The sequence below is a fragment of the Flavobacterium terrisoli genome (assembly GCF_030167905.1).
Lineage (GTDB): Bacteria > Bacteroidota > Bacteroidia > Flavobacteriales > Flavobacteriaceae > Flavobacterium > Flavobacterium terrisoli.
Window position 1 is genome coordinate 251,352 of record NZ_JARGNA010000007.1, and the last position, 21,758, is coordinate 273,109.

At 36.1% G+C, this 21,758-nt stretch carries 20 protein-coding genes; 12 read left to right on the forward strand and 8 right to left on the reverse strand.

Going from position 1 to position 21,758, the window contains the following annotated elements; genetic code table 11:
- Window positions 1–13: 13 nt before the first annotated feature.
- Window positions 14–3,199: a SusC/RagA family TonB-linked outer membrane protein gene (locus P1K33_RS11665; protein WP_284653154.1), complete on the reverse strand. Its 3,186-nt coding sequence runs from the start codon at window positions 3,197–3,199 to the stop codon at window positions 14–16.
- A 633-nt stretch (window positions 3,200–3,832) separates the two neighbouring features.
- Here P1K33_RS11665 and P1K33_RS11670 point away from each other — a divergent pair.
- The 3 genes from P1K33_RS11670 (at window position 3,833) to P1K33_RS11680 (ending at window position 5,519) form a co-directional block, all read left to right on the forward strand.
- The gene (locus P1K33_RS11670) at window positions 3,833–4,066 is read left to right on the forward strand and encodes a helix-turn-helix domain-containing protein (RefSeq protein ID WP_284653155.1); all 234 of its coding nucleotides are present in this window, start codon (window positions 3,833–3,835) and stop codon (window positions 4,064–4,066) included.
- Between the two features lie 128 nt (window positions 4,067–4,194).
- Window positions 4,195–4,758, forward strand: coding sequence for a hypothetical protein (locus tag P1K33_RS11675; protein WP_284653156.1), 564 nt, complete (start codon window positions 4,195–4,197; stop codon window positions 4,756–4,758).
- A 44-nt stretch (window positions 4,759–4,802) separates the two neighbouring features.
- Window positions 4,803–5,519 (forward strand): hypothetical protein, encoded by a 717-nt coding sequence (locus tag P1K33_RS11680; RefSeq protein ID WP_284653157.1) that lies wholly within the window; start codon window positions 4,803–4,805, stop codon window positions 5,517–5,519.
- Here the strand turns inward: P1K33_RS11680 and P1K33_RS11685 are convergent.
- The 6 genes from P1K33_RS11685 to P1K33_RS11710 all read right to left on the reverse strand — a co-directional run bounded on the left by P1K33_RS11685 (window position 5,516) and on the right by P1K33_RS11710 (window position 14,327).
- Window positions 5,516–8,107, reverse strand: a complete 2,592-nt coding sequence (locus P1K33_RS11685) for a DEAD/DEAH box helicase family protein (protein ID WP_284653158.1) — start codon at window positions 8,105–8,107, stop codon at window positions 5,516–5,518. The genes P1K33_RS11680 and P1K33_RS11685 overlap by 4 nt on opposite strands.
- Window positions 8,104–10,251 (reverse strand): DNA methyltransferase, encoded by a 2,148-nt coding sequence (locus tag P1K33_RS11690; RefSeq protein WP_284653159.1) that lies wholly within the window; start codon window positions 10,249–10,251, stop codon window positions 8,104–8,106. The genes P1K33_RS11685 and P1K33_RS11690 overlap by 4 nt, the downstream gene beginning before the upstream one ends.
- Window positions 10,252–10,336: 85 nt before the next feature.
- Window positions 10,337–12,334, reverse strand: coding sequence for a RecQ family ATP-dependent DNA helicase (locus tag P1K33_RS11695; RefSeq protein ID WP_284653160.1), 1,998 nt, complete (start codon window positions 12,332–12,334; stop codon window positions 10,337–10,339).
- A complete protein-coding gene (locus P1K33_RS11700; protein ID WP_284653162.1) occupies window positions 12,324–13,301 on the reverse strand; it encodes a hypothetical protein in 978 nt (325 codons plus the stop codon). The genes P1K33_RS11695 and P1K33_RS11700 overlap by 11 nt, the downstream gene beginning before the upstream one ends.
- 88 nt (window positions 13,302–13,389) lie before the next feature.
- Window positions 13,390–13,983 carry an ImmA/IrrE family metallo-endopeptidase gene (locus P1K33_RS11705; protein ID WP_284653163.1) on the reverse strand — a complete coding sequence of 198 codons (594 nt, stop codon included), beginning with the start codon at window positions 13,981–13,983 and terminating at the stop codon, window positions 13,390–13,392.
- Between the two features lie 8 nt (window positions 13,984–13,991).
- Window positions 13,992–14,327: a helix-turn-helix domain-containing protein gene (locus P1K33_RS11710; protein ID WP_284653164.1), complete on the reverse strand. Its 336-nt coding sequence runs from the start codon at window positions 14,325–14,327 to the stop codon at window positions 13,992–13,994.
- A gap of 135 nt (window positions 14,328–14,462) precedes the next feature.
- Between P1K33_RS11710 and P1K33_RS11715 the strand changes: the two genes are divergently transcribed.
- From P1K33_RS11715 to P1K33_RS11750, 8 genes are all read left to right on the forward strand, one after another.
- Entirely contained in the window at window positions 14,463–14,687 is a 225-nt protein-coding gene (locus P1K33_RS11715; protein ID WP_284653165.1) for a DUF2188 domain-containing protein, read from the forward strand.
- 3 nt (window positions 14,688–14,690) lie between these two features.
- The gene (locus P1K33_RS11720) at window positions 14,691–15,497 is read left to right on the forward strand and encodes an SMODS-associated NUDIX domain-containing protein (RefSeq protein ID WP_284653166.1); all 807 of its coding nucleotides are present in this window, start codon (window positions 14,691–14,693) and stop codon (window positions 15,495–15,497) included.
- Window positions 15,494–16,633, forward strand: coding sequence for a nucleotidyltransferase domain-containing protein (locus P1K33_RS11725; protein ID WP_284653167.1), 1,140 nt, complete (start codon window positions 15,494–15,496; stop codon window positions 16,631–16,633). Before P1K33_RS11720 ends, P1K33_RS11725 begins: the two co-directional genes overlap by 4 nt.
- Window positions 16,623–17,036 carry a type II CBASS E2 protein gene (locus tag P1K33_RS11730; RefSeq protein WP_284653168.1) on the forward strand — a complete coding sequence of 138 codons (414 nt, stop codon included), beginning with the start codon at window positions 16,623–16,625 and terminating at the stop codon, window positions 17,034–17,036. Before P1K33_RS11725 ends, P1K33_RS11730 begins: the two co-directional genes overlap by 11 nt.
- Window positions 17,037–17,047: 11 nt before the next feature.
- Window positions 17,048–18,127: a nucleotidyltransferase family protein gene (locus P1K33_RS11735; RefSeq protein WP_284653169.1), complete on the forward strand. Its 1,080-nt coding sequence runs from the start codon at window positions 17,048–17,050 to the stop codon at window positions 18,125–18,127.
- 662 nt (window positions 18,128–18,789) lie between these two features.
- A complete protein-coding gene (locus P1K33_RS11740) occupies window positions 18,790–19,011 on the forward strand; it encodes a helix-turn-helix domain-containing protein (protein ID WP_284653170.1) in 222 nt (73 codons plus the stop codon).
- The gene (locus tag P1K33_RS11745) at window positions 19,008–19,340 is read left to right on the forward strand and encodes a HipA N-terminal domain-containing protein (RefSeq protein WP_284653171.1); all 333 of its coding nucleotides are present in this window, start codon (window positions 19,008–19,010) and stop codon (window positions 19,338–19,340) included. Before P1K33_RS11740 ends, P1K33_RS11745 begins: the two co-directional genes overlap by 4 nt.
- Window positions 19,333–20,280 (forward strand): HipA domain-containing protein, encoded by a 948-nt coding sequence (locus P1K33_RS11750; protein WP_284653172.1) that lies wholly within the window; start codon window positions 19,333–19,335, stop codon window positions 20,278–20,280. Before P1K33_RS11745 ends, P1K33_RS11750 begins: the two co-directional genes overlap by 8 nt.
- Window positions 20,281–20,321: 41 nt before the next feature.
- Here P1K33_RS11750 and P1K33_RS11755 read toward each other — a convergent pair whose 3' ends face one another.
- Window positions 20,322–20,576 (reverse strand): hypothetical protein, encoded by a 255-nt coding sequence (locus tag P1K33_RS11755; protein ID WP_284653173.1) that lies wholly within the window; start codon window positions 20,574–20,576, stop codon window positions 20,322–20,324.
- A 234-nt stretch (window positions 20,577–20,810) separates the two neighbouring features.
- Between P1K33_RS11755 and P1K33_RS11760 the strand changes: the two genes are divergently transcribed.
- Complete coding sequence (locus tag P1K33_RS11760) at window positions 20,811–21,656, forward strand: RteC domain-containing protein (protein WP_284653174.1); 846 nt, start codon at window positions 20,811–20,813, stop codon at window positions 21,654–21,656.
- Window positions 21,657–21,758 lie beyond the last annotated feature (102 nt).

The window sequence follows — 21,758 nt, forward strand, 5'->3', positions numbered from 1 at the left end:
TGATGATTAAAGATTAAAAGGATAGTTGCATTCCTGCCGTGATTACTTTAAGTGGCGGCAGGCGGTCATACATTTGAAATTCCGGATCGGCACCGTTAAATTTCGTAAACGTCAAAAGGTTTTGTCCGGTAATAGAGATTCGGCATCGCACCTTGTTCAGCCACTTCTCAGGAATGTCATAACTCAAAGCAATGTTTTTGAGCCGTATGTATGAGGCATCACTTATGCTGGCATCGCTTTCTGTGTAGTTATAGTGGGCTTCATCTGCTGTAAAGTTTGTTGCCGAATACATTTGGTATGGTGACACATCACCCGCATTTTGCCAGTGATCAACTGTCGAGGCCAATTGATTGCTTCGCGTACCTGCCATATTAAAAGTTTTATTGGCATTGTAGTTTTCCTGCTTTACAAACTGAAAAAGAAAGTCAAGCTGAAACTGCTTATACTTCAATTGGTTCTGTAGCCCGCCAAAGAATTTCGGATTCAAATCTTTCACTGTTTGTTTATCTTCCGGCTCACTTATGTAGCCATCACCATTTACATCCTCAAACTGATAAATACCTGTTGTAGGATCCACACCGGTAAAATGAAACACTTTCACAATATTGATAGATTGGCCAATCACAAATTGATTGCGGTATGTTGACGCTTCCAATCCGGGAAACGATACAAGTTCATTCTTGGAAGATGAGATATTGAAGTTCGTTGACCATGTAAAGTCCTTATTCTGAAAATTAACAGTACGCAAGGTGAATTCCAACCCTCTGTTTTCCACAGTAGCATTCAGGTTGGCTTGTACCGAAGTAAATCCTGTCGTTCCCGGAAGCGGAATCCCCACCAGCTGATTTGAAGAACGGTTAGAGTACCACCCAGCAGTTAAAAATATCCGGTCTTTAAGAAATCCGGTTTCCAAGGCAACTTCAAGTTTCTTGTTAGTCTCCCATCCAAAAGCAGGATTAAACAAACGACTTGGTTCAAGTCCAACAATGCCATCATAAGCTACGCCGGTCGTGGTATAGGTATCAAGAAATTGATAGTCACCAATCTGGTCATTCCCGGTCGTACCATAACTCGCACGTAGTTTCCCGAAACTTATAATTTTGTTATCCTTAAGTACTTTTTCGTTTGTAAACAACCACGCAGCTCCAACAGCTCCAAACGTAGCAAATTGCTTGCCTGGTCCAAAACGGCTCGAACCATCACGTCGTCCGGTAAGGTTAATGATGTATTTATCATCCCAGTTTAAATTGGCTCGGCCAAAAAAGGCCTGATACTTATAAACCGATTCATCATTTTGAGTTATGGTAACATTACTGGCAGCCGCTAGGTTATAGATAAGACTGTTACTCGGGAATCCCAATGCCTGATGTACAATTTGGTTTCCTGTCTTATTTTGAAAAGTACCACCGGCAAGCAATGAAACAGTTGCCTTTCCGTAGGTTTTGCTCCAATTGGCCTGTGGTTCTACAATCCATGATTGACGACCTGAATTATTGAGAAATAAAATCGAATTATCAGTACCTATGCCCAGCGCAGGGTTATAAATGGTCGAAGGTGCCGTACTGCTTTCTTCATGTCGCAAATCTGTAAACCCAAAAGCAGACTTTAACTCTAAATTCGGTAACACGTTATATGATATTACAGAGTTGGCAAGCAAATCATAAGTCAGCGCACTGTACTTTCCGTTTAAGTGTCTGAGCGGATTATTAAAAGTATTATTCTGCCAATTAAGATTTCCATTGGCATCATACAAAGCCGGTGCATTCGGTGCCAGTAACCTTGAGTCTCTCGTAAGGTCAAGATACGGCTGATTATTGTCCTGTACAGTATACCCACCCGAAAATGAAATCTGGAACTTTTTGTTTTCAGATTCGTGGTTCGCGGTCAAATGGATATTGCCTTTTTTATACCTAAAGTCTCCCGGAAATACCGTCGTTTGTTTGGCAAAATTCCCACTCATTAAAAACTGTGTACTGTTGTTACCTCCGGTTACGGTTGCGTTCACGTTAGTATATTCAGCCGTTCCACCGGTCAGTTCCTTTTGCCAGTCAGTGTATCGGTTTTGATCCCAGGCACCATTAAGGTCATACGCATTTGCTGGGTAAGTAGTAATCCCGTCATTCGCATACGCTTCCCTGCGCATAGCGAGATATTGTTCCGTATTCATCAAATCCATAAACCGCGTTACCCGTCCGGCACCTTTAGAGTAATTAGCGGTAAATTTCGTTTTACCGGTTTTCCCTTTTTTGGTAGTGATTAATACCACACCGTTAGAACCTCGCGAACCATAAATAGCCGTGGCATCGGCATCTTTCAATACCTCAACACTCTCTATGTTATCGGGATTAATACTATTTAACGGACTTGTCAGACCTCCTAAAAGACTCGATGTCGAAAACGATCCTATCGATTCAGAAGAGTACGGTACACCGTCAATAATATACAACGGGTCATTGCCTGTATTTCGCAAACTGTTCAGTCCTCGTATCTGTATGGCAAATCCACCACCCGGCACACCGGTCGCTTGCGTTATATTAACTCCGGCCATGCGTCCTTGCATAGCGGCTAACACATTGGTTACTGGTTGTTTTTCAATGTCTTTAGATGTAATTTTCGAAATACTTCCGGTACGTTCCTTGTCTTTTACGGTATAGTAACCGGCATTCACCGTTACTTCTTTCAAGGTTGTAGCATCTTCAGTCATAGTAACATCAATCACACTGCGACTGTCAACTGTGACTGCTACTGCTGCATAGCCGATGTAACTAAAGACAAGTACATCGCCTTCGACGGCAGCGATACTATATTGCCCTTTTTCATCAGTTATAGTACTGATGGACTTTCCTTTTAGAGTAACTGTCACGCCAACAAGTATGCCGTTTGAATCAGTTACTTTTCCTGAAATTTGTTGTAATAGTAGGTTTGATTTTAGTTCACTGCTTTCTGAGACTGAAAACTGAGACTGACCCGAGTCCCGATACTTCGGGACGAACTGGGCGTCGCCAAAACTAGATTTATGGGCAAAACAGGCTAGGCAAAAAAGATACATCCATATTAAAAATGCCTGAAAAATTAAGTTATGAAGAAATGAAGTGGTCTTCTCCGGCATTCGCCGACTATAACGCGGAGCGCACATACGCTCGTCGGCAAATGAATACCAAATCACGTCCTTCACCTTGAATAATGAATTTTTATTCATAATATTGGTTTGGTTAAATGAAACATTAGTTTTGTTTGCTTTAGGTCCTCTGTTCAACCGCCAAGAAGAGTTAGAGGGCCTTTTTTTTTGTGTTTGAAGTTTGGTTTAGTTTGTTATACCATAGGCTTAAATGTGTTAATTAATAATTTGTCACCCTGAGCGAGCCTGTCCTAAGCGGAGTCGAAGGATCGAAGGGTCTATGTTCTATTCTTGTCATTCCCGCGAAGGCGGGAATCTAGAAAAAAGCCTGCGCCGGGCATAGCAACTAACCCAACTTAAAAAACTCAACTAAAACCTCACACGCAGGCTGTACAAGTAGTTGTATAAATAATGATGAATCAAGTGGAGAGTAGCACAAATAAAAAGGCGCGGAACTCAGCTTAAACGCTTTCAAGGTACTGGTATACCTGACGCACGAATAAGTGAGCCCACGCCATAGGACGTGAGCATCTTACTTATCATCTCGCGCGTTTAAAAATTACCAGTTTTTGAAAACGAGATTCAAAGCGAATGCTTCAAATATTTTATTAGAAGTATCGCAAATTTATGTAATCGATAGCAAATATAACAAAATAATTTAAATACGGTCGTTCGACCGTGATTATTTATAATGTAAACTTTTTCTTTGTTATTATGACAGACGCAAATAGCAAAATATGTAGTTATATCACTAAAGTTTGGTTGAATCCTTGGATAAAAGAAGGGAAGTCACAAACTGCTTTTGCTAATGCTCATAATGTAGAGGAAAGTACAATTAGGAAAATTAAGGGAAGTAAAACATACCGAATTCCCGTAGAAACTCTGCAAAAGATTTGTGATGCAAGAAATTTAAAACTTGCAGACTTTTTTAAGTTGATTGACCTATAACCAAATACCACACAAAATGATTATCAACCCATGATAATCTAGTCATTCTAAATGCCTCAGGTACCTACTTAAAAATTCAAAATAGTAAATATTTTGAAAAATAGTTATTGTCTTAATAATTATAAAAAATGAGGAAACCAACAGATCAGGAATTAGAGTTTATAAAACTTATATTAACAAAAAGCATTGATGAGCTAATTAAACGTGACAGTTCAATTTTTAATCATAATGAGCAAATCGATGTGCATTTGGATGAAAATGTTGCCATTTTAAACAGAAAATTGCATGAGGTAACTATTAACCATAGGCTTGCTTATTATTTAGAAATGAATGCTTCTGGTACGTTGCCATTTTTATTCGCTGATATCGAATACAATAGATTTTATGAAAACCCAAAGCAGTTGAATATTGGGCAACAAATAGTTGTAGCAAGGCCCGATATAATCCTTCACTCGAGAATGAACACTGAAGTTCCAATCCAGCATTATTTGGTTGTCGAAGCAAAGAAAGACCAGATTACAGAAGATGATATTCTAAAAGTAAAGGGATTTATAAGTGACGATAACTATAGCTATCTTTTTGGTCTTACTATTTCTTATTGCTTAGATGCAAATAATGTTGTGGGGCATTTGTTCTATTACGACGGTTTGCAAATAATATCAGAAGGTATTTCTAGGCCAAAGCAAAATTAATATTTAATAACACTTAATAACCAACCTCTTAAAAACATAAACCAATGAAACTATCCAACATTACAATAAATTGTCAGCAACCTGCAGATGGCCGCAATATTTCAAGGACTTATAAAATTGTGGAGTGCGAAATCGAAACTAAATCCGAGGAGTTTCAGGTACTTTTAAAGAAAGCAAACGAATTAGCAAATTTGGTTAATTCTGGCGCAGCTAATGATTCAAGTTTAAGTCGTCATGCAGGTAGAAAGGCAAATGATGCCATTATGGGAGTTTTATCTGAAGAAGCTTGGCTTCAATATATTAATTCCAAATTTGGCAATATTGCAAGCTATACGAACTTAACTGATATCGCCGCACAAATTGATTTAAGGCTAACAAATGGCGAGAAACTCGAAATACGTTCTTCTTATGTGAGAAACGGTGTCCAATTTGCGCTTTGCAACAATACCTATAATTTCAAGAACTTAGGACCTTATTCAAATACAATTAAACCTGGTGAAGTTCAAAAGGACTTTTACCTGTGTGTACTTTTCGATGTTGACAAGGACAAATTGTTAAACGCTCCTTTAATTAAATTCTATTTAATTGGTGGGTCTACTTGGAAGATGATGCTAGATATTGGTTACAATGATGCTTTAACTCCAATGGATGCACTTGTTCCAGTAAAAAGTACTTATAAAGTCATCAAATTAAAAGATGCTTTGGATGTTTCTCAAGTTTTGGAGGATATTTCAAAACGAGGTTATACAATCCAAACTTAGATATCCGCATAATCTCCCGCATCTAACTTTAATTCAAGGTCACTGGTAAATGCTGTAACAAGTCTGTTATCCCTAAGATAATCAAAGAATACATCGTATGAATTTGGGCTAATAAAATGAAAATGGTATTTCTCCTTTATATTCAAAGTTTTCAATTCCTTATTTAAGGTCTCAAAATGTAATCTTCCATATTTCAATTTAGCTTTATTTTCGAGACTTAGATCAGAATCAGCTTTTATTTCTACAATAACATAGTTGGTAATTCCATCGTCGTCGGTAGGAAGCTTTATAAGGAAATCTGGATTAAAATGTAAATTCTTAGAGTGCTTTCCTGCCACACTAGTCATTGAATACTCTATTGAGTAAAAACCCGAATCTTTAGATTTCAACCAGGCTTCTATTTTTTCGGAATTTTCAAGTTTACATAGTTTTTCTACAAATCTCCTTTCCGGTTCAGCTTTGGTAAATACTACATCCAAAGGAGTTTTAAATAAATAAGAGCTTATGCTTTTTGAAGAACTCTTTGGAAAGGTTTCATCTTCTATAACGGCATTTAGAATATCAGCTGCATCACTTTTTAAATCATTCATAAAATCATTAGAATGAAATACTGTTGAATTATGGCGAAGATTACCAACAGCAATCGTTTCTCTCGAAATATTACTCGTATTTATTTGAAAAGGTACTTTTACTTTTCTTTCATAAACAGTTGTTTTGCCTGACTTCCTAAGTAATGTGTTGAAACTACTAAGAATCTTTAACATGTTTTTTTCGATCAATCGATCCCCTAATATCCCAACTTTAGTCATTGAATTTCTTATGACCTCATTTAAGACAGATTTTGGAGGTAAGTTTTCTTTAGAATAACTTCCCGCTGGCAGCTTTAAAATTACGCCCTCCCATTCTCTTATTTTAAGTTCATCATGTATTTTATTCACAATCCAATCTACTGTATATGTATTATAAGTAATCAAGGTGTTCTTAGACCTCACTTCTCCTGACAAATTAGTATATTCAGTTTCCTTTTCTGTCTCTTCAATCTGTGATTGAAGCTCTATATATCCTTTCGTATAATCAAATTCTTGATGAGTTTTATTTGATTCTTTCTGAATAGCCTCTTTCTCATAATTGATTTGATAAACATTAAAATGAAATTTTGAACGTTCTCCTAGTGAGCAAGGCGAAGAAGTTAAACGCATTTCAATCTCCAAAATTTCGTCAACTAATCCTCTTATATTTTTACTCCAGGAATCATGATTATAAACTCTGACTTTTGGCTGAGGTGATTGATACTCTGGTGGAATTCTAAGTCCTCTACCTAATACTTGTGATATAAGCAATTTTGAATTAAAAGCACGATCCTCCCATGGTACTATTTGAAATACGTTTTTGACATCCCAGCCTTCAGTCAACATTGATACTGAAACTATCCATTCTATTGCATTTTCTTTATCATCCACATAGTCCAGCTTTCTAACATTAAGTTTATGTTCCTTTGCAGAAGTAACTAGAAGTACTTTTTCCTCACACTCTTCTGGTGACATATCATGTTTATCCTCTAAATACTCTTTAAAATCTGTAGCTAGTCGTTTTGCATTAAGAATATCTTTTGCGATTAAAATAGTAAGAGGTTTGACCTTTCTATAAGTGGACTTATTAGCAATATGATTATCGTATATCTCTTGAAATTTGATATCAATTTCCGCATCATCATTTTTACTTACATAATCAACCATTTTTACCATTTTATCATTTACCGCTTCTCTGAGGGAATATCTATAAATGACATCATTGAAATAATTGTCCTTTATATAAGCAGTTCCGGTAAAACCAATTATGTAGTGAAAGTTATATTCAGGCTTTAGCAAAAACTCTTTCCATCGCTTTAGGTTTTGGTTATCCTTAGTTTCAGTTGCATTGTATATGTGATGGCTTTCGTCATTTAAAACTAATGTGTTATTTCCAGTAAATAAAAAACTATCTTTAATTGAAGACCCTGTCTTATCATAAATTGCATGAATATTTTCAATGCAAATATCTCCATTTTGAATTGTGACATCACCTGCTTTGATTGATGGATTACGAAATATGCTTTCTTCTGGCAGAGCTTCTAAAAGGGTGGCATCTGATGCTAATGTTTCAAATTTCTTTATAAGTCCAGACTCAATTGTTAACGATGGGCATAATACCAGCACTCTTTCCACAAGTCCTAGACCAAGCATTATTTGGGCTACACCATACATCACATAACTTTTTCCAGTTCCGGTAGCTAAGTCAATTGAAGCAGATAGTTTATGTGGTAATTGTAAATTTGAAGAATATTCTTCTATGGAATTATATCGAGTTTTTAATTCATGCATTTTTGGATTTTTCCAATTGTCGATGACTAGGTCATTAATTGAATTGTATCTTTTCGATGCCAAATAAATAACAGCATTTTTAATTGCAAGTTTTTGATATTCTCTATCACCACATAGATTATCGAGAAATTTAGACCAATTATTCAGCTTAAGAATTGTTGGATCATAATCATGAGAAACCTTTAAGACTAAATCTGCTGTATTATATGTTTTGATTTCTTGAATCATACTTCCGTTTTAAAAACTTCTTTAAATTCATTTCCATAGATATCAACGTAAACAATCATAATATAATTTCCACACGATACTTTAGGGATTTTTGGTAAAACAATTTGATTTAACTCTTTTAGTTGTCCCCTGATATTTTCAGTTGTTTCAGTTTCATCTTTCTTTTTCTTCTTTTTTGGCAATAAATCATGGACAAAAAAGTATTGTTTCATAATAAATTCTGATCCATTAAAATTATTATCAATTAAAACCATAGAAAGACTTTCAAAATTATCCATCTCAGTATTTGTATCTTCTTCACTAAAGTTTGAGTGAAAACTATTGATAGTGATACTAAGCTCATTTTCTTCAACTAAAATATCTGACTTTACTTCTGGTTGTCTGATAAAATGGAATCCTACAGCATTATCTAAATCATTAATATTGTTTTTGCTTTGTGGTTGTCTAAACTTTTTAAACTCTACTTTATGTAATTCTTTGATAACTTGGTAAGGTACCTTTAAAAAATAAAACCTAACATCACTAACAACATGGTAGTCGCTTAAAAAACCAATGAAATTTGCAGGTGCAACGAGATAAATTCGTTTACCTGCCTTTGTTCCTAAATGACTGTACAACTCATTTAAATAATCTTCATCAACTATACTATCCCTAAACTTCCAAAAAGGCCATATAATTACATTATAACCGTCCTTTCTTTCTCCGTCAACTTGAATTCCATTTATAGTTTTCTTCTTTGCATTAACTTCGAAAAGCTTCATAACAAATTCACAATATTCACGTTGCTGTAATTCGAAGACTTTTGCCAAATCATATTGGCCAGTATTTACAGAAATAAAACTTTTAGCAGGCTTTTCATGTAATTTATTAGGTAACTGAAGTGACTTACTGTTCTGAATTGTTAATAATCTACGCTGTATAGTGTAAAAAGCTAATTTTCCAATGTCACATGTTATCCACTTTCTATTTAATTTTTCGGCGGATGCTGCAGTAGTTCCTGAACCACCAAAAAAATCGAGCACTAAATCACCTTCATCAGTAATAGCTTCAATTATTCTCTTTAACAATTTTTCATTTTTCTCCGTCGGATAATTGTTTTCGAAACTAGATACGGTCAAATCATTCCACATATTATTACATAGACTACTTTCTGAGGCTGGTATAAAATACTCCGGCTTCCCAGAAGTAGGCTTAGCCCTTACAAACTGTAATTCTTTACCTAATTCTAAATTTCGACGATAGTATTCTCCCAAATCTTCCTTATCACTAAATTCATTTAACCATTTTGAATAATTTTCAATAGCTTCTTGAGTTTTATCGAATGTCCACCGCCAATGGTTATTTTTGGTAGGTACATGACCAAAAAGGTCATAATCCATTCCATTTCTATAACCGGAAGCGTCAAAACCATGCCAACGGTCTGCCTTGAAATCCAATCTTGTGGGGGGAAGGATTTTAAAATCGTCGGACTTTGAATACATGAGAATTGTGTCAAATTCTTCATTTAATTTCTTGACCTTAATTCGCTCTTTTACATTTTTCTTGGTTCGATTAGCGATTATCTCATTCTTAAAATTATTTTCCCCAAATATTTCATCCAAAACAATTTTGATATGGTGCTTATAACGGAAATCCAAATGAACACATAAGCATCCATCAGAAGCAAGAAGTTCTTTTGCAACTATCAATCTCCTACGAAGAAATTCTATAAAATCAGCACCTTTTGTTTTGTCAGTATAGGCCTTTTGACCTTGGTTACTTTTAAAATCTCCTTCAGTTGCAAATGGTGGATCGATATAGATAAGTTTTACTTTTCCTTTAACCTTATTCTTAATTAAAGGATCGATATTTTCGTTTAATGTTTTTAGAAACTGCAAATTATCACCAAATGCAATAATATTTCTCCAGCCGCCAGGCCATTCCGTTCTGGAGTCACTATATACTTTTTCTATTTGAATTGGTAAAGGAAACACCCCATCTTCATTCGCTAAGATATCCTCGCGTCGCATTTTACCCCCGTAAATCAACTCGTATTCTTTATGTTGTATGGGAAAAAGTTTATACTTGTAGTCACTTGGTAATGGCTCACCATTTGTCAATTTTTGAATAATATCTTCAGCTTCATATTTAGTCAGTAGACTCATAAATTATAATTTGATGCAATAATATAACCTTATTTTTTATACTACAAAACTTTGCTTGTCTTTCTACATTGTCGAAACAACAAAATTAGTCGTGTTTACTCTCAATAATTTTTTGGATAATGCTGTTTGCCTGCAAACTTAAGATTGAACTTTCCTTGGTAGTCACTACTTGTTCCATGATACCCATATCTTTATAAATCTGCTTTTTGTTTTGCCAGTCTTCGTTATATTTTTCATCTCCTAATAATCCCAAATGTTCCCAGTACCATGTCTGTCCATTATGTCTAATAGTAAAATCCGGTTCTTTCCATTGCCGGTCATTATAATACAACTTTTCTTCATAAGTAAAATCCATTCCTGAACGGTAAAGTATATTGGCAATTACAAGTTCAGATTTTGAACGTACCCAAATATCATTTTCGGTTTGATGGATTTTATCCAGTAAGTGCTTTTTTACCCCTAGGTATCTTCCTATTTCCTGGTGCAGTGCCACAGAACTTTCAAAATTCTCCAACAAGTACACGAGATAATCAAGCAAGTTATGTTTATAGATTCTCTTTTCTTCTGTTTCGATCTCTATCAGTGCTAGTTGTTCGGGTGTGAGCTCGCTCACTGCGGCATCCAGAATGAGGCATTTATCCAGGTTCTTTGAGAGTTGTGCACTTCTAGTAACAATTGCGCTGTATGTGATATTAAAAAACTCAATACATGATAAATTGGAATAATGAGTTTTCTTAAGGATATGGCCCACCAAACCGGTCTTCGAAATATTTAAAACTTCCTGTAATTCTGGATTAGTGTTTGATTTGAATACCTTTAAGCTGGTAAATCCTTTTCCGGCAATGGTAATCGCTCCACAGTTTATAAAATATGGAAGGGCAGACTGCAGTTCTTCCTCAGAAAAGTATTGAAGCGTTTTTTTACCACTTTCATTATTTGTAGCCGTTTTATAAAGTTCCACTATGGTATTTCCTTTCGGGAAAGCTTTGTCAATAAATTGTTCTTTTCTGACTTTAATGTTTTTGTTAGAATATAAAATGTAAGCAGTAGCGCCTTTCTTATCACGCCCGGCCCTACCAATTTCTTGATAATATTGTTCAATTGACTCGGGTAGCATATAATGGATAACCACCCTAATATCCGGTAAATCAATACCCATTCCAAAAGCGTTGGTAGCAAATACAATGTTCTTGCTTCCTGTTTTAAAATCACTGATTATTTCCTGCCTTTTGGCACTGGTTAAATCACCGTGAAAAGAAATGGCATTGTAGCCTATAGCATTTGCAGTATCGCATAATTCTTCAACGCCGCCTCTTCTATATTTTCTGTACAGGTAAACAAGTACTTTATCGTCCCGGTGTTCATCAAGTAGTTGCCACAATCGTTCGCGCTTATCTTCTTCATCTGATATCTTTTCAACCTTTAGATCAATGTCAAGGCGCAACAGGACATCATCTTTTACAATTGCATTGTTCGCTATTTTAAAGTCACCAGTAATATCCGAAAGCTCCTTTGGGTTAATGGTTGCGGTTAATCCAAGTATAATTGGCCAATTGGACTCAAATACGTTGTCTAAAAATTGCGGGATGTGTTTATAAAAAGGTCTGAAATCAAATCCCCATTGACTGATGCAATGCACTTCATCAATTACAAATAGTTTAATTCTAGCTCTTTGCTTAGTGATGCAGTATTCAAATAACCCATCGGTTGCCATTCTTTCCGGACTTGCAAAAATAAAATCCGGAACATAATCACCGTTGGCAAATTTCGTTAGTGTCTTCACTTGTTGCGCGGCTTTAATCCCGCCATGTATTACCAATACCTCGCAGCCTTCGTTTCTAAGTTTTTCCGCTTGCTCATCTATCAGGGCAATCAATGGCGATATAACCATGCAGGTTCCTTCCAGGGCTTTGGCAGCTACCCAGTAAATTAGTGATTTACCACCGCCGGTTGGCATAATTGTTAATGTCGAGGTGCCGTTAACGATGTTATTGATAACTTTCTCCTGAAGCGGTTTCAATTCAAATTTTTCGGCCATTGATGGAAAATACTCCTCAAATGCAGCTGTTGCTTTAGTGCTCATACTGGTGCGAAATTTTAGATTTTTGTTTCAGGTAATCTATTTCCGTTTGATGCGACCTGGAAACAAAAGATAAAAATTGATCAACGGGTACAAATCGATATTCTTCAGGTATAGTAACGCCATGTTCAGCGTATAATTTTTTGATAAGATTAAAGATGCGGAGTGCATAAAAAGCAAACAATCCATAAGGATAAAAGTAATTTTGCTGTGTCGTTCCTTCATCAGCGTTAATCATCAAAAACTCAGAATCCTCCTTACAGTTAAAATTTTTCTTGTCGGTTAGGTAATAAAGTGCCCAAACCGCTTCACGACTTCTGTTGGGAAACATTTCAGGAAAAAGCTTGTAAATAAAATGGCTTTTAATTCCGCCACCAATAGCGCCATATACAGTGTAGTCTTCGCTGTCAAAGGCATGGTAGCCTAGTCTATCGTAATGGTCAATACTTTCGAAAATTTTAGTACTGTACCAATCGGTGTGCAATTCATTGGCAAGGTTGGTGATGTTTGAAGTAACATTAAAAAGTTCTCCGGGCTGCGACATTCCAAATGCCGATCTAAATTTATCCAACTCTTTGGCAGTTGTATTATTGAGTGTTTTAGTTATTATCGGTATTTGGTTGCGCAGGATGGTGTTTTTAAATGAACTCACATCTGAACTATATTCGTCAAGTGCATCAAGATTCAAAACATCACTGTATTTCTGTCGGTCACTTTCAAAGGCAGCTACAGCTTCCTGCAAAAGCCTTTCCAGGATTTTCTTTGAATCTTTCGGTTTACTTTTAGGCTTATGGGTTGCTCCAAATTTTTCTGCTAGCTTTTCAAGTTCGCTGTCAGGCGCAGTATGGCCAGCTTCAGTATCTATGAATTTTTTAAAATAGATTCGGATATTGGCCTGCATTTCATTCCAAACGAAGTCAATATGATCTTGATCGAAGCATATATCTTCTATCACGTGTGGGTAAAACATGGTTTTGGTTTTTGGTTAGAAACAGAATTGCACTACTAAAGTATAAAATATACTTCAGTTATATCATTCTTTATTCCAATATAAGCAACTAGAATCTTTGCTTCTGTGGAAAATACTGTTTGTTTACACCTGTAGATGCTATTCTAAAATTAACCATTTCAGCGCTCGCGTTGTAGTAATTAGCAATTTCCGCATTAGTCATTTTAGTTTTTCTTGCCCATAGCAAACAAGGTCGGGAGAGTTGTAGTGTTGCTCCAAGATAAATTGCTTCATCTTCTTGTTCCTTGTCAAAATCTCTCATGCCAAATGGTAAATTAACTCCTTCCGGAAGTGGTTTTTTCTTGTGTTCACATAAAATATGGGCTATTTCATGCATAATATTACTCTGTTGCCGGGCAGGAGTATGAAAAGGATTATGGATAATTAATCGCTTACCGTCTTTGTCTTTCATGGTCAAGGCACTCCAACCACAATCACTCCCGTCTAGCCCTGATAATCGATTGACATCATCTAATCCGGAAAGGAAATGAGTTGCATCATGGACTTTTATATCTAAAAATTTTGCTAAGGCAAATGCACATAATGGCGCACACGGGTGAATGCCAAGCTTCTCGCGGTATTCGGTCGCGATACGTTCAGCCTTTGCCTTAAATCCTCTTTTTAGTGTAGTCGATGTAGCCAAGTAATTTGCTATTTAGTTTCGTAAGCCATATCAATCATTCTGATAAGCATATTGACAGTATCTTGGCTCAATTCTTTTTCGGCCCTAAGATGGGCTAAAACGTGGTCTTTATTGGATATGGCATTGTTGGCGGTCTCTCCTAGAATAAAAGTGTCAGTCGGAACCTTCAGCCAATTGCAGATACTTATAAACGTATCGACATCTGGTATTTTTCCTTGCTCGATTCTCGATAATGTTGCGGCGCTAACATTACCAATTTCACCTGCAATTGCTCTTAAACCTTTACCAGCCCTTTTACTCTTTAACATTCCTGCAAGTAGGTCTGTATTAAGTGTTGTATGCATGTTGATAAGTTTTATGTATTAAACAGTGTTTCATTAGTGCAACATATAAAATTTCTATTTATATTTGTGCAACAGAACAACTATTTGTCTTATATATGAAACAAATGTATCACTAATTTACAAAAAAATCACATCATGAGCAAAAAAAATCAACACGTTGTGCCAAAAGGCAAAGCTTGGGGCATTAGAGGAGCAGGAAACGGAAAGCTTACACGCGTCGTTCGAACCCAGTCACAAGCTATCAAAATAGCAAGAAGAATTGCAATTAATCAGGGATCAGAAATGCTTATTCACAGTCGAAACGGGAAAATCAGAGAGCGCAATACTTATGGCAAAGACAACTTTCCACCAAGAGGATAAACAATGAGTGCTAAAGGTAAAATAAATTTCGTTATTGGCGCTATAGGACTGATATCCTGTGCCGTTCTTTTAACGGGCGATCTACAAAGTACGGTCTTTAAAATTGCATTGGGGCTAGTCATAGCGAGCCTGATCGATTTGGTTGTATTTATTTATGAAAACAAGAAGAGATGGAAACTTCTGGTTACAAAAATATGGAAGCCAAATACCCAGGTTCGGGTTACAGTAGCTTACCTCTTCAGGATTGAAAATAATGGAAAATACATGCTGATAAAAAGACATAAAAAGGACTTTACCGGCTTTCAGCCTGTCGGCGGCGCCTACAAATATTTCAAGGAAGAAAATCGGGAGAATTTCGACAAGCTTGGAATAGTGCCATGCAATCAGGTCCCTCGTGATAATGCAACTGAAAACGATTTACGGATTGTAATAAACAAACGTAAAAACCTGATTGAATTTTTTAAATGGTTTAACAGCAGGAAAAATCGTGAAATTGACCCATGGCGTGAGTTTTTTGAGGAACTGATTGAACCGGGATTGTTACCGGCAGAACATTTTAGGCATATTAAGTATGCTTACATCTGTGAGCATCACGAAGGAGTCCTAAAAAATAATGATTACCCGATTGATCAATTTAGACACGCAGATATATTTGAGCTACGATTAGAAACAGATGCGCAAAAGCAGGCAATAAAAGCTTTAAGCTCCAATCCTGAGATTGCCTTTGTTACCCCAGAAGAAATTAAAAAAGGTGCAACCGTTAACGGAGTTAGAATTTTACCACATACATTTAAAATATTACCAAAATGATACCATTTCAAGACAAATACGTGCAGTTAGATGACCTACTGGATAGGATGGCTGAATCATTACAACTGGATAAAACACGTTACGATTTAATGATTCAGCATTATGAAGCTATAAAAAAATGGATTGAAGCAGACGAACTGTTTTTCAAGCCCTTTAAGTACGAACTATATCCACATGGCTCTGTTCGCATCAGAACCACTGTAAAGCCAATAGGTCAGGATGAATTTGATTTAGATATCGCACTACACATAAAAGCGCAGTGGAGTAACCACACCCCTGAAAAAATCTACGCCGAATTAAAACGGAGGCTATCGGAACATTCTGTTTACAACGAAAAAATGGAATTGAAAAACCGTTGCATCCGCTTAAACTATGCCGGAGATTTCCACATGGATATTCTACCAGGCATACAGGAAAATGAATGGGACGAAGACAAACTTCGCGTTCCAGATCGACTATTGGGTTCTTGGGTAAGTACCAATCCGCGTGGATACGGCAAATGGTTTCTTAACAAAGCGGCAACCATCAAAGTAAGTCTTCTTGAGAAAGCCCTTCGAGCAGAAAATTTACCATCAAACGATTATGAAAACAAAAAGCCGCTGCAACGTGGAGTTCAATTAATTAAAAGGTATCGCGATATTTACTTTCAGGATGACGACGAGTTCAAGACATCAAGCATCATATTGACAACAATTGCTGGATTGTATTATAATGGCGAGGAAAGCATATTCTTGACAGTAGAGAACATTGTCAATAAAATTAGGCAGCACACTCTTTATCATACAGAAAGGCTCAAAGTTTTAAATCCGGTAAATTCTGAAGAAGATTTTACAGATAAGTGGGAAAACGAACCGAGGTACTATCAGGCGTTTAAGGCATTCTGTGAGCATCTGTATTTCCAATGGCAGGAGCTTAAGAAGGAAAGCGGAATTATTACCGAAGCAAGGATTCTTAAAGATTTATTTGGCGATGATTTGTATTTAAAGGCACAAACTTCACAAGCTGACGTTATTGATAAGGCAAGGAATTCCAATCAATTAGGTATTGGTAAAAAAACGGAAACAATCAGTTCATTAATCGCGCCTGTTATCGCTCCGATAAAATCGAACACATTTTTTGGAAGTCATGAAGATTAAAAATTTGAATAGGGATAAAACTATAGTCCAGCAGGTAAATGCAATAAGGGCAAAGTACACAACATGGAAGGTCACTTTTGACGCTTTTCAACTCAAGGCAGTTGGAATTATTCAGCCAACACCCAGAAGCGAAAAATATACAGTTGAAATTAAGTTCCACTTATTAAAGCCTATTCAGGTTAGGGTTCTTAGCCCTGTCTTGATATTGAATGGTATAGATAAAAAAATACCACACATGTATTCACAGGAAACATTGTGTTTATATATGCCAAAGTATGCAGAATTTACAAGAAAGAATTACATTAGTGCTACAATTATTCCGTGGACCTATTTATGGCTGTATTACTATGAGATATGGCATACAACTGGAGAATGGAAAGGCGGCGGTGAGCACCCTGAATAAAATGAATAATTATGAGAAAACAAGATAAATATATATTTACGGGGGTTGTAGTCACTGCAAGTATCGTCGGCATACTTGATTATTTTCAACAAAAGGAACGACTTAAGAAAAGTGGACAAAAGATGACTTGGCAAAACTTTAATGGAGTACAAACTATTAAAAAAATGACTCTTTTTGGAATTGCAGGAGGATTTGCCGGAAACGAAATTTATAAACGAAATTTTCAGGAAGAAAGTAAAAAGCCATTTTCAAGTGATGCTTTCCTTAAAGATATATTAGTAGAGGAAAGTGCGAATTCAAATCCTGCGAAATTGCAGGAATTAAAGTCAATAACTAAAGAAGTTAAAGCCGTGTTGTATGATGAATTTGCAGGCCAACTCGTTACTTATCCTGAAAGTGTTGGATCTTTGCCTAAAAAGACTGCTATTGCTGGAACCTTCGATTCCGATATAGTTTTACCGATAAAAAAAGAACATAATTTTGGAAATATGTCAAATTTATCAAGTCAGATACATGGCAAAATCGAAGAATTATTTGAAGAAGAAGCAATTGTCACAAAACGAACAAGAGCTACAAGTCTAACTTTTCAGGGTACTGAAGGCATTCATAAAGTAGATGTAGTGTATGGAAAAGAAATCGGAAACTACCAAGAAGATCAAAATTTAAACTTATATGTACGTCCCTCTTATTTCTGGCAGAAGGGAAAGACTTTTAAAACAAATATTGATATCCAGAAAAACCTACTCATAAATAGGCCAAAGGTTAGAGAAGTGATTAAGGTTTTAAAATCGTATAGAGATCGAAACAATTTAGATTTAAATAATTTACTCATAGAGCAATTAAGCATCGAAGCACTATCTGTAAATAATTTTGGCAGGGATTTTTCACTTACTGAAAATTTAAAAAAATGTATGGAGTATATAGCCTGCAAATTATCAAACAATAGAGTTTTAGATTATGCGAATTCCAATCACAATCTTCTAAATAATATTGATTATTCTAACAAGCAATTCATTTTGAATAGTATAACAAATGATCTATCAAGAATAAAATCCAATCCACATTACATTAAAGAAATATTTCATTGCTAGTGAACAAAAAACTACTCACAGTCTTCATGTTTTTTTTACCGGTCTTACAGAATTTCATTTCTGCCCAGCCTCTTCACATTGCAATAACCGATATCAAATTTGAAGTGATGGTAATTCTAAGTGTTATTTTCCTGTTTTTGATTCTCAGAATCGCCACAGTTATATATTTTTGGGTGTCTATTATCAATTGGATACTTTCTGGTTTTAAATTGAAAAAATTGTTACCGTGCATAATTAGCTTCGCTGCCATTTTTTGTATTGATTATTCAATCAACGCAATAATAAGCAACTCAATTAAAAGTATTAAGAATAGGATTCAAAGGCTTCCAAATGCCTTTATAAAAGAAATACACAGGTATTACAAAGTTCACCTCTACGACAATCCACTATGAAAAACTGATAGCACGGTTCAGTAGAACCGTGCTATCGCGCGTGCACTTTATTACTTTAATAAAGTGCTGTAAAGTTAGTCTTTTTTTTCGACAAAGTCAAGTCTTCCTCTATATGCAATCGCATATAAAAACGTTATTTCTATATAAAACTATATGCAATTACATATAAAATCGCTATTTCATATAAAACTATATGCAATTACATATAATTTTATATATTTGTATTATAATTATATGCAAAAGCATATAAAATAATAGCAAAGCGAACCCATGAAAACACTAGCAACTTTTGTAAAGGAAAAAAGAAATGAAGTAAATCTCACACAGGAGGCATTCGCCGAACGTGCTGGTGTAGCCCTTACGGTAATCCGAAAAATAGAACAGGGCAAAGAAAACCTAAATCTCGAAAAAGCCAATCAGGTACTCAAAATGTTTGGGCATACCTTAGCACCGGTCAACACAAGAGAGTTATCTAAAAATGAAACCGAATGAGACAGGCAGCCATCTATTATAAAGAACTATTGGCGGGTACCCTCACAGAAACTGACGAAGGCGAATATATTTTCCAATACGACAATAATTACGCACAGAACTTTCCTAATCAGTTCTTAACGTTTGATATGCCGGTAAGTAACAAACCATATACTGATAAACGTTTGTTTGCTTTCTTCGAAGGTTTAATTCCCGAGGGCTGGCTGTTAGACATCGCTTCCAAGAACTGGAAAATCAACCAAAACGACCGTATGGGGCTGTTATTGGCATGTTGTCAAAATTGCATCGGAGCCGTAAGTGTACAACCAATACTCACAGAAAATGAATAAGTGTTTATATTGCTACAAGCCTTTGAGTGAAAACGAAAATGATTTTCACGAGCACTGCAGTCTGGCATTTTTTGGCACCAAACAGCCTCCTGTTTTTGAACACACTTTAAAACAAATGGCAGAATTGGCAAAGAATGTGGTCGAGCGTAGCGTAGCCGTTCCCGGTGTACAGCCAAAACTATCCTTATCGTTGGTTAGCACTACTATGCAGGACGGCAACAAAGGACGGTTGACTGTCGTTGGCGCATTAGGCGGAAACTATATCTTCAAACCGCCTTCCGAGAATTATCCTGAAATGCCCGAAAACGAACACTTAACAATGCGCATGGCAGAAGCTTTTGGCATAAATACCGTAATGTCAAGTCTAATAAGGTTAAAATCAGGAGAACTGGCCTATATCACAAAACGCATTGACCGCACGGCAGCCGGAGAAAAAATCCACATGCTCGATATGTTTCAGATTACCGAAGCCGTGGAGAAATACAAAAGCTCAATGGAAAAAGTAGGGAAAGCCCTTGAAGAACATTCAAGCAACACCTTATTAGACACATTGTACTTCTTGGAATTGGCAATTTTTAGTTTCCTTACAGGCAATAACGACATGCACCTCAAAAACTTTTCCATGATCAATTCGGGTAATACCTGGTCCTTGGCACCGGCGTATGACCTATTAAATGTGGCCATAGTAAACCCCGACGATACAGAAGAATTAGCGCTGACACTCGAAGGCAAAAAGAAAAAAATAAAATGGGAACACTTTGAACGATTAGGTAAAAAATTAGGGCTAAACGACAAACAGCTAAACGGAATGGCAAAACGATTCCTCAAAAACAAACCCATTGCCTTAGAATGGATAAACAACTCCTTCCTGTCATCAGAATACAAAGAAAAATATAGAATGTTATTGGAGGAAAGATATACTTCACTTTTCAACAAATAAACTAAATTAAGCTTTGGCAAAAATCATTTTTTTGCCAAAGTTTAATTATAATATTTGTCAAGTATTTTGCTTCGTTTACTTGACAATTTTCCATCATAAAACTTTTCTGTTTCAGCCACTGTATTTTGACTCTCATAATCATGCTGCTCTTTCAAAAACCGCTCAACTTCTCTAAGTATATGCTCATCCGCTAATCGTTCAGCTTCAAGATATCGTTTATGGTCTAGTTTCACTTCTCTAAAAAAAAGAAAAATAAACACGGCCATTAATGAGACAGAAGGAAGAATACTATACATTTTTAAAGATTATAAATTTATCGCCGCATTTTTGCGGTGAATATGAAATCTAATCACCGCATAACTAGAAAAAGGAGCTATTCAATTCGGGAATTCTTGTATTCAATTCGGGAATCCAACACCACACCATTTGCAACCAATAGTTCACTCCAATAGATTTGCCTCACACGAGGTACATCGTGCCCAACGATGACCGAACTGAACGAAGTTAATCAAATCCAAAAAAAGGCGCAAATGAAATTGTTTTCTGAACCCTTACTATCTGAATTAGAGCATCATTTAAAATTCATCCATTCCGAAACGGAACAACCAATCCAATATGCTGAGCAAGCGATAAAGAAACTAATTACAGTTTTAGAAAAATTAAAAACAACGTTTCTAAACCACCAGTTCGAAAACAAATCGGAAGAGATTGATTTTTTCCGGAATATAAAACCACAGTTTGCAGCTAAACTCATTTATTACAACGACATCTATAATATAGAAACCAACAAACCGTTTGGTTCCAAAAAAGCAATCCGCAAATACTACAATGCCGAGTTAACAAAACTGGAAACCTATTTCACCGAAAACTTAGATTTTTACAGATACTACCGCACCGGGAACCGGAACCTTGACCATAAATATTTCATTCGTGGCAAACACGACCTCCGGCACACACTCGATAGCTTTTACTTTCAGGCAGACCATCGGTTTTCAACTTCACACGATTATAAAGTGGCAAGGATCTTGGCAAACGATACCATAAAAATCTATTTGGAAACAGAGATTTCAAAATTAGAAAATAAAGAATTCCCAAACACGGCAGCTATACCTTTTCGCAAAAAACAAAAATGGACCGGTTCAAAAGTAGCATTAGTCGAATTGATATATGCCTTGCACACCGAGGGTGTTTTCAATAACGGCGCTTCAGAACTAAAAGAAGTAACCTCTTTTTTTGAATCCGCTTTTGATGTCGATTTAGGACAATTCAACCGCACATTTCTTGAAATTCGCGCAAGAAAATCCGAAAGGACAAAATTCCTAAATACACTAAAAGAAAAGCTGATACTTCGGATGGATGATGCCGATGAAAATTAATAGTTTTAAAAAAAATAAAGCCCCCTCTCAATTTAAGAGGGGTGGCTAAGCTTTGCTAAGACAAGGTGGTATTTCTCAGCATCACTTATACCTTGCTCTATA

What these genes read in the sequence shown, in the direction of transcription:
- P1K33_RS11680 (WP_284653157.1), top strand. Translation starts at nt 4,803, where the DNA reads ATGAAACTATCCAACATTACAATAAATTGTCAGCAACCTGCAGATGGC.
- P1K33_RS11665 (WP_284653154.1), bottom strand. Translation starts at nt 3,199, where the DNA reads ATGAATAAAAATTCATTATTCAAGGTGAAGGACGTGATTTGGTATTCA.
- P1K33_RS11760 (WP_284653174.1), top strand. Translation starts at nt 20,811, where the DNA reads ATGAAATTGTTTTCTGAACCCTTACTATCTGAATTAGAGCATCATTTA.
- P1K33_RS11685 (WP_284653158.1), bottom strand. Translation starts at nt 8,107, where the DNA reads ATGATTCAAGAAATCAAAACATATAATACAGCAGATTTAGTCTTAAAG.
- P1K33_RS11720 (WP_284653166.1), top strand. Translation starts at nt 14,691, where the DNA reads ATGAGTGCTAAAGGTAAAATAAATTTCGTTATTGGCGCTATAGGACTG.
- P1K33_RS11725 (WP_284653167.1), top strand. Translation starts at nt 15,494, where the DNA reads ATGATACCATTTCAAGACAAATACGTGCAGTTAGATGACCTACTGGAT.
- P1K33_RS11755 (WP_284653173.1), bottom strand. Translation starts at nt 20,576, where the DNA reads ATGTATAGTATTCTTCCTTCTGTCTCATTAATGGCCGTGTTTATTTTT.
- P1K33_RS11710 (WP_284653164.1), bottom strand. Translation starts at nt 14,327, where the DNA reads ATGCATACAACACTTAATACAGACCTACTTGCAGGAATGTTAAAGAGT.
- P1K33_RS11695 (WP_284653160.1), bottom strand. Translation starts at nt 12,334, where the DNA reads ATGAGCACTAAAGCAACAGCTGCATTTGAGGAGTATTTTCCATCAATG.
- P1K33_RS11745 (WP_284653171.1), top strand. Translation starts at nt 19,008, where the DNA reads ATGAGACAGGCAGCCATCTATTATAAAGAACTATTGGCGGGTACCCTC.
- P1K33_RS11730 (WP_284653168.1), top strand. Translation starts at nt 16,623, where the DNA reads ATGAAGATTAAAAATTTGAATAGGGATAAAACTATAGTCCAGCAGGTA.
- P1K33_RS11700 (WP_284653162.1), bottom strand. Translation starts at nt 13,301, where the DNA reads ATGTTTTACCCACACGTGATAGAAGATATATGCTTCGATCAAGATCAT.
- P1K33_RS11690 (WP_284653159.1), bottom strand. Translation starts at nt 10,251, where the DNA reads ATGAGTCTACTGACTAAATATGAAGCTGAAGATATTATTCAAAAATTG.
- P1K33_RS11715 (WP_284653165.1), top strand. Translation starts at nt 14,463, where the DNA reads ATGAGCAAAAAAAATCAACACGTTGTGCCAAAAGGCAAAGCTTGGGGC.
- P1K33_RS11740 (WP_284653170.1), top strand. Translation starts at nt 18,790, where the DNA reads ATGAAAACACTAGCAACTTTTGTAAAGGAAAAAAGAAATGAAGTAAAT.
- P1K33_RS11735 (WP_284653169.1), top strand. Translation starts at nt 17,048, where the DNA reads ATGAGAAAACAAGATAAATATATATTTACGGGGGTTGTAGTCACTGCA.
- P1K33_RS11670 (WP_284653155.1), top strand. Translation starts at nt 3,833, where the DNA reads ATGACAGACGCAAATAGCAAAATATGTAGTTATATCACTAAAGTTTGG.
- P1K33_RS11675 (WP_284653156.1), top strand. Translation starts at nt 4,195, where the DNA reads ATGAGGAAACCAACAGATCAGGAATTAGAGTTTATAAAACTTATATTA.
- P1K33_RS11750 (WP_284653172.1), top strand. Translation starts at nt 19,333, where the DNA reads ATGAATAAGTGTTTATATTGCTACAAGCCTTTGAGTGAAAACGAAAAT.